At 63.7% G+C, this 6,890-nt stretch carries 8 protein-coding genes; all 8 read left to right on the top strand.

Annotation, left to right across the window (positions count from 1 at the left end; all coding sequences use genetic code 11):
• The first annotated feature begins 79 nt into the window (after positions 1–79).
• The 8 genes from casA to GBJ34_RS20095 all read left to right on the top strand — a co-directional run bounded on the left by casA (position 80) and on the right by GBJ34_RS20095 (position 6,741).
• Entirely contained in the window at positions 80–1,465 is a 1,386-nt protein-coding gene (gene casA / locus GBJ34_RS20130; protein WP_151720961.1) for a type I-E CRISPR-associated protein Cse1/CasA, read from the top strand.
• Complete coding sequence (gene casB, locus GBJ34_RS20125; RefSeq protein ID WP_226341310.1) at positions 1,462–2,112, top strand: type I-E CRISPR-associated protein Cse2/CasB; 651 nt, start codon at positions 1,462–1,464, stop codon at positions 2,110–2,112. The genes casA and casB overlap by 4 nt, the downstream gene beginning before the upstream one ends.
• Positions 2,093–3,079: a type I-E CRISPR-associated protein Cas7/Cse4/CasC gene (cas7e, locus tag GBJ34_RS20120; RefSeq protein WP_264177075.1), complete on the top strand. Its 987-nt coding sequence runs from the start codon at positions 2,093–2,095 to the stop codon at positions 3,077–3,079. Before casB ends, cas7e begins: the two co-directional genes overlap by 20 nt.
• Positions 3,079–3,744, top strand: coding sequence for a type I-E CRISPR-associated protein Cas5/CasD (gene cas5e, locus GBJ34_RS20115; RefSeq protein WP_151720960.1), 666 nt, complete (start codon positions 3,079–3,081; stop codon positions 3,742–3,744). Before cas7e ends, cas5e begins: the two co-directional genes overlap by 1 nt.
• Positions 3,741–4,418, top strand: coding sequence for a type I-E CRISPR-associated protein Cas6/Cse3/CasE (cas6e, locus tag GBJ34_RS20110; protein ID WP_151720959.1), 678 nt, complete (start codon positions 3,741–3,743; stop codon positions 4,416–4,418). The genes cas5e and cas6e overlap by 4 nt, the downstream gene beginning before the upstream one ends.
• Complete coding sequence (gene cas1e, locus GBJ34_RS20105; protein ID WP_151720958.1) at positions 4,415–5,365, top strand: type I-E CRISPR-associated endonuclease Cas1e; 951 nt, start codon at positions 4,415–4,417, stop codon at positions 5,363–5,365. The genes cas6e and cas1e overlap by 4 nt, the downstream gene beginning before the upstream one ends.
• Positions 5,362–5,649, top strand: coding sequence for a type I-E CRISPR-associated endoribonuclease Cas2e (gene cas2e / locus GBJ34_RS20100; RefSeq protein WP_151720957.1), 288 nt, complete (start codon positions 5,362–5,364; stop codon positions 5,647–5,649). Before cas1e ends, cas2e begins: the two co-directional genes overlap by 4 nt.
• Before the next feature lie 444 nt (positions 5,650–6,093).
• Positions 6,094–6,741, top strand: coding sequence for a helix-turn-helix domain-containing protein (locus tag GBJ34_RS20095; RefSeq protein WP_151720956.1), 648 nt, complete (start codon positions 6,094–6,096; stop codon positions 6,739–6,741).
• Positions 6,742–6,890: the final 149 nt, after the last annotated feature.

The following is a 6,890-nucleotide window of genomic DNA, read 5'->3' as shown; positions in this document are numbered from 1 at the left end:
ACGCTACGACAGGTGTCCCATCGTCTTCCTCTCAGCCATTGCTCTCGCCGCAACCATCCTCTTCTGGCTTTGATGGTTAATGAGTCTGGAGCCTACTATTGCCTGTCAAGAATTGCTGATCGGGCTGGTCTATCTGGCCGACCCGCCTGTCGACATTTATGACTGGAAGATTAGGCGCGCGCCCGACCCGGCCCGCCTGCGTGAAAAGCTCGCGCCCTTTGCGCCCGCCTTCAATCTTCTGGGTGATGGCCACCGTTTCCTTCAGGATCTGGAACCGCTGGCGGGCGAGGCCAATCCGGTCGACATGCTGTTCATCGACAGTGCCGGTGCCAATACCGCCCGCAACAATGCCGATGTGATGGTGCATCGCCGCCGCTATGCCTCGCTCGATCCGGCCTTGGCGGCAATGGCGCTTTACACCTTTCAGGCCTTCGCGCCGTCGGGCGGGGCCGGCAACCGCACCTCGATGCGGGGCGGCGGGCCGCTGGTCACGCTGGCCGATCCCGGCGGCGGCCTCTGGCCCCGGATCTGGGCCAATGTGCCCTATGGTCAGGCAGGGGTCGCGCAAAACCTGCCCTGGATGCGCGCCACCCGCGTCTCGGACAACGCTCAGGAGACCTATCCGCCCGAGGATGCGCTTTTCAGCGCCGAGGCGTTTTTCGGTATGCCCCGCCGGTTGCGGCTGGTGGCCGGAGAAAGCGGTGTGACAGGGGTGATCCAGAAGCCCTATGGCACCAACTATGCCCGCTGGATGCACCCGCTTTCGCCCTATTACCGGCTGAAACCCGGCACCGAGTGGTTGCCGAAACACCCGCGCGCCGGGCGGTTCGGCTATCGCAACTGGCTGGGGATCGTCGCGCAAGAGGCGAAAAGCGACGTGACGGAGCTGTCGCTGTCGCTGCGCAACTGGAACAACAGTCGTGGCGGGGCCGGTTCTGTCATCGTGGCCGGTTGGGCGATGGACAATATGAAGCCCCGCGATTTCACCCTTTCGGTACAGCCCCTGCCGGACCTTCCGGTTGAGGCGCAGGACCTGCTGGCCTTTCTGATCCTCGGTGCCGAGGCGGCGGGCGTCGCCCTGCGCGGCGCGCTGGAGCCGCTGCTGGCTGGCGGTGAGGCGCGTGAGGCCGAGCGGGAAGCGTTTTTCACCGCCACCGAGGCACGTTTTGCCCAGCATCTGGCAGCGATCCGGGCAGGACGGGACCCCTGCACCGACTGGCTGGCCGATCTGCGGGCGCAGGCGCTGCGGCAATTCGATGCGCTGGCGGTGCCGGGGATCGCGTGGCGAAAAACCGGCATCAATCCTGATAAGAGGAGCAGCAAAGACAAGCCAAGCGAGATGGAGCGCATCGTCACGGCGCGCAAGTTCCTTGGTCTTGCCTTTGCGGGGTACGGCAAGCAGGGCAAGGCGATCTTTGAATCGCTTGACCTGCCGCTGCCAGAAAAGAAGGAGAAAGCGGCATGAACCTTACCCCCAAAGAGCAAGGCATCATCGCCCATGCCTGGTGGAGGCAGCACATTTCCAGACGGGACGAGGCGGGCCAGCGGGGTCTTTCTGCCCGGCTGCGCAGTGCTGATACCATCCAGATTCTGTGCGAACCAGCGGTGCAGGACCTACGCCGTGACCTGCATATGAGACCCACGCAAGATTATGATCTTGCGCATCTTTCCACACTTCTGGCCGAGATCAGGGGTAACAGCAGGGAGACTTTGGCCCAAATTCTCGGGGGCAAAACGCCCATTCTGTCTGGAGCAAGGTTCGAACGGTTAGTTCGATCAAAGGACGAGGAACTCATGGTGGGTCTTCGTCGTGCCATTCAGATGTTACCGCCTGACAAGCGGGTGTGCAACGTCACCATGCTCGCTACTGATTTAATGAACTGGGATGCGGCGAGGCACCGTTGGTGTTTCGAATACTTTGATCGCGACACCGCCCCCTCAAGCAATGGCATCAACCTCCAGCATTTCCGAGGAGACGATCGAATGACCACTTTCGTGCAATTCCACCTGCTGGCCAGCTATGGCCCTTCGAACCCCAACCGCGACGATCAGGGCCGCCCGAAACAGGCGGTGGTCGGCGCCGCGGTTGCGGATGTCGTCGCAATCGGTTAAGCGCGCGCTGCGGGAAAGCAGCTTCTTCGCGCTGGATCTGGCCGGCCATATCGGCACCCGCACCAAACAATTGCATGATCGGCTGCGACAATATCTGATCGGAAAGGGCATCGCCGACAAAGCGGCATCCGATGCCGCCAGCACGGTTTCCGCCATCTTCGGCAAGCTGGAAACGCTGAAGGAAAAGGACGGCTCCGAGAAGGTCAAGGCCACGACGCTGGCCTTCATCTCACCCACCGAATGGGCGCTTGCCGAGGAACTGGCGGAAAAGGCCGCTGCGGGCGAGGCTTTGCCCAAAGACAAGGATCTGAAAAAGCTGGTGCTGCGTCGGGCCGATGGCGCGGTGGATATCGCCATGTTCGGACGAATGCTGGCCGATGATGCCGATTTCAACCGCGATGCGGCTGTGCAGGTCGCCCATGCGATCACCACCCATACCGCACAGGCCGAAGAGGACTGGTATTCGGCGGTGGACGATCTGAACAAGGCCGAGGATACAGGCGCGGGCCATCTTGGGGAAACAGCCTTCGGTTCCGGCATCTATTATCAGTATGTCTGTGTAAACTGCGACCTGCTGATCGAAAACCTTGGCGGCGACAGGGAGCTGGCTGCGCGCGGGATCGAGGCACTGGCGAAAGCCCTGCCCCAGACCACGCCTGCGGGCAAGCAAAACAGCTTCGCGCACCGTCCCATGGCCTTTTACATGCGGGCCGAAGCCGGGCCGCGCGCGCCGCGCGATCTCTCGGGTGCCTTCTTCACCCCGGTGGACCGCAAGCTGCGTGATCTGGACACAAATGATCTGCAAACCGGCTCGATCAGGGCGCTGGAGAAAACATCTGCACAGATCGACGCCTGCTATTACGACGCCAGGGCCGAAAACACCTGCCCACCCGTGAACACGCTGGACGGCACCGGCTCGCTTTCCGAGATCGTGCGCTTTGCCGGCGATGCCGTTCGGGGGGCCTGATGCAGCCTTTCCTGATCTTCGGTCTGACCGCCAATCTGGGTGCCATGGGTGAACTGGCCGGGCATGAGCGGCGCGGCGGGCTGACCTTTCCTGGCCGTTCGGCGGTGATCGGGCTGATGGGGGCGGCGCTTGGCATCCGGCGCGATGGCGATTTCTCGGCGCTGGAGGCGCTGCAGATCACCATCGGCCTGCATGACAGCGGTGCCGCCTTGCGCGATTACCACACCATCGAAACCGTGCCCTCGGCGGCGATAAAGTCGCCAAATTCGCGCCCCGAGGCCCTTCGTGCCGCGCGGGGCCGCACCAACACGACCATTACCCTGCGCGATTACCGTGCCGGATCGCTGTTCAGTGTCGCCGTGGCTGGATCGGGGCTTGAGGCGCTGGCAAAGGCGCTGAACGCCCCGGTCTTCACGCTCTACCTCGGACGTAAGTCCTGCCCACTGGCCGCGCCACCCGGTGCCCGGCTGGTGCAGGCCGAACGCGCGGAAGATGCGCTTGCGCAAATGATCCTGCCCCCATGGCGGCAAAAGGACCGATTGCAGGCCGTGGTTGTGGAAGATCCCGCAGGCGAGGTGTTGCATGATCTGGCCGTCGACCGGGACCGCTGGCATTTCGCGCCGCGCCGGGTGGCGGTGCGGCCGGTGGCGGGAGGCGCGCCATGACGCTTTACCTCAGTCACATGCGCCTGTCGCGGCGGCCTTCGGCCTTGGCGCTGGCCCCCTTGCTGGCCCCCGCCAACCCAGCGGCGCGCAAGGCCGCGCAGCACAACTTGCTCTGGTCAGTCTTCACCGACAGCCCCGACCGCAACCGCGATTTCCTTTGGCGCGAAGAACGGGAGAACAGCTTTCTCACCCTCTCGGCCCGCCCGCCGGTGCAGACAGAGCTGTTCGAGCCACATCAGGTGAAGGAATTCGCCCCTGCACTCGTGGCCGGAGACCGGCTGGAGTTTCAGCTGCGCTGCAATGCGACCCGGCAAAAGCGTGGCGACAAGCCGCAGCGCGTCGATGTGGTGATGGATGCGCTATCTGCCCTTCCGCAGATGGAACGCGCCACCCATCGTATGCGGCTGGCCCGCGAAGAGGGAGGCGCATGGCTTGCGCGTCAGGGCGCAAAATCCGGCTTCGCCCTGCTGGATGCCGACGCCGCCGATTACAGCACCGCCGTTCTGCCCGACCATCGTGGCCCGCGCAAGGGCCAGCCACAGTTCGGCATTCTTGATCTGACGGGCAGGATCAGGATCACCGATCCGGCGGTGTTTCTGGCGCAGGTTGCGGCAGGCTTCGGTCGCGCGAAGGCCTTCGGCTGCGGCCTGATGCTGATCCGGCGCGCAGCATGACCGGGGCGCGGCGGGATCTGCCGGGCTTTGCCCCGCCCGCACCCATCCCGATCAAGGATCGGGCCTCGATGGTCTTTGTCGAACATGCCCGGCTGGATGTGCTGGATGGCGCTTTCGTCGCGGTGAATGCCGATGGCACCCGCACCCAGATTCCGGTGGGCGGCATCGCCTGCATCCTGCTTGAACCCGGTGCCCGCATCAGCCATGCCGCCGTGGCCCTGGCAGCCCGCGTTGGCACGCTCATCACCTGGGTTGGCGAAGCCGGCGTGCGGCTTTACTCTGCCGGACAGCCGGGCGGCGCGCGGGCGGACCGGCTGCTGTGGCAGGCGCGCATCGCCCTGGACGATGCAGCCCGTCTGCGCGTCGTTCGCAAGATGTATGCGGTGCGCTTTGGGGAAGAGGCACCGTCCCGCCGCTCGATCGACCAGTTGCGCGGGATCGAAGGCGTGCGGGTGCGCGAAACCTACGCCCTGCTGGCGGACCGCCATGGCGTCGACTGGAAACGCCGCCGCTATGACGCCAGTGATTGGGAGGCGGGCGATGTGCCCAACCGCTGCCTTTCTGCGGCCACGGCCTGCCTGCATGGCCTGTCCGAAGCTGCCGTGCTGGCCGCCGGTTACGCCCCCGCGATCGGCTTTCTGCATTCCGGCAAGCCGTTATCCTTCGTCTATGATATCGCTGATCTCTTCAAGCTGGAGACTGTGGTGCCCGAGGCCTTCCGCATTGCGGGGCTGGCCGCAAAAGGCCGGCTGGACATGGCCCCTGACCGCGGCGTTCGGCTTGCCTGCCGCGATACCTTCCGCAAGACGGGCCTTTTGTCGCGCATCATCCCCGCGATCAACGAGGTGCTGTCGGCAGGCGAGCTGCCCCGCCCCGCCCCCCCACCCGAGGCAATGCCGGTCGCGATCCCCGAAGACACCAGCGGCGATGAGGGCCATCGCGGATGATGGTCGTCGTGATCACCAACGCCCCGCCCCGTCTGCGCGGCCGTCTCGCCGCCTGGCTGGTCGAGCTTCGGGCCGGGGTCTATGTCGGCGACTACTCCGTCCGCACGCGCGAGATGATCTGGGATCAGGTGCTGGCCGGTCTGGATCAGGGCGATGCCGTGATGGTCTGGAAAGCGCCGACCGACCAGGGCTATGACTTCCTGACCCATGGCCGCAACCGGCAGATGCCGGTGGATTTCGACGGACTTAAGCTCGTCAGCTTCTTTCCAGAATCCTCCCTCTGATCCCGGCCCACCAAGGCCGAAAAAATCCGTGCGCTCTTTGACATTGTGAATTCTGTTCAGGATCAATACCCTGCAGGAAGACTGTTCCCCGCACCCGCGCGGATGAACCTGAGCTGTTTCAGATGGCTGCAGATGCGGCGCAAGCTGCGAGGCACACCGCAGACAGTGATCTGCTTGTCATCGGCAATCAGGCTCTGGGTCCGTCCCGCTTTTTGTCCGCATGATCGCAAAGCCCCTGCAATGGCAGCATGACCAAGGGCGCTGCCGCCCGCCTGCGCGGAGGTTCCGGGGCACCAGCAAGTGACAGGGCGCGGCCCCGATCATCACCTCGTCTCGCGGACTGGCAAAAAAATTTTTACCAGAACAAAAAACTTGTTGCCTGAGCGTAAGATTTGTCCTCTCTTGCTGGTTGAGAAACCGGCTTGGGGGCAACTGAGGTAACGGATGGGGAAGACGAGATCCGGCATTCCTGTTTCGCTTGGTCCGCGCATCCGTCGCCGTCGTCAGGCCATGGGCCTGACCCTGCAGGAACTGGGCAATGCCTGTGGCGTATCGGTCGGCTATCTGAGCCAGGTTGAGCGCAACAATGCCGTTCCGACCTTGGGCACCCTGGCCGAGATTGCCGCCGCGCTGGATGTCAGCATCGATCAGTTCATCGCCAGCCCCCGCCATGTCGATAGCGTGACCCGGTCCGGCAGTCGCCCGCGCTTTGCGGTGGCCGGCCATTCGGTGATCTATGAACAGGTGGGTGCCGACTTCCCGGGGCATGAGCTGACCTCGTTCTTGCTGGATGTGCCGCCGCATTACAGTTCTGAAACCGTGCAGCATTCCGGCGAGGAGATTGTCTTCGTTCTGGAAGGCGAGATCCTGCAAGTAGTTGACGGACAAGGGTTTCTGCTGCGAACTGGCGACAGTATGCACTATCTTGGCCTGCAGCCCCATTCCTATTCAAACCCGGGCGATTCGCCTGCGCGGGTATTGTGGACCGGCAAGATGTTGCATCAGGCCACCCCGACCCACCCTCACCCCACCGCTTTGCCGGATGACCCGGCGCAGCCAACCATCACAAACTCCACAGGGAATAATCCATGAAGACGCTGCTCATTATGGCCTCGGCGCTCGCTCTCACCGCTGCGACGGCCGAAGCCAAGACGTTTATCTATTGCTCTGAGGCCTCTCCGGAGGGATTTGATCCTGCGCCTTATACGGCTGGTGGGACGTTTGATGCGTCAGCGCATCCG

Source organism: Gemmobacter serpentinus, assembly GCF_008973825.1.
GTDB lineage: Bacteria > Pseudomonadota > Alphaproteobacteria > Rhodobacterales > Rhodobacteraceae > Gemmobacter > Gemmobacter serpentinus.
This window is presented reverse-complemented; position numbering and strand designations above follow the sequence as displayed.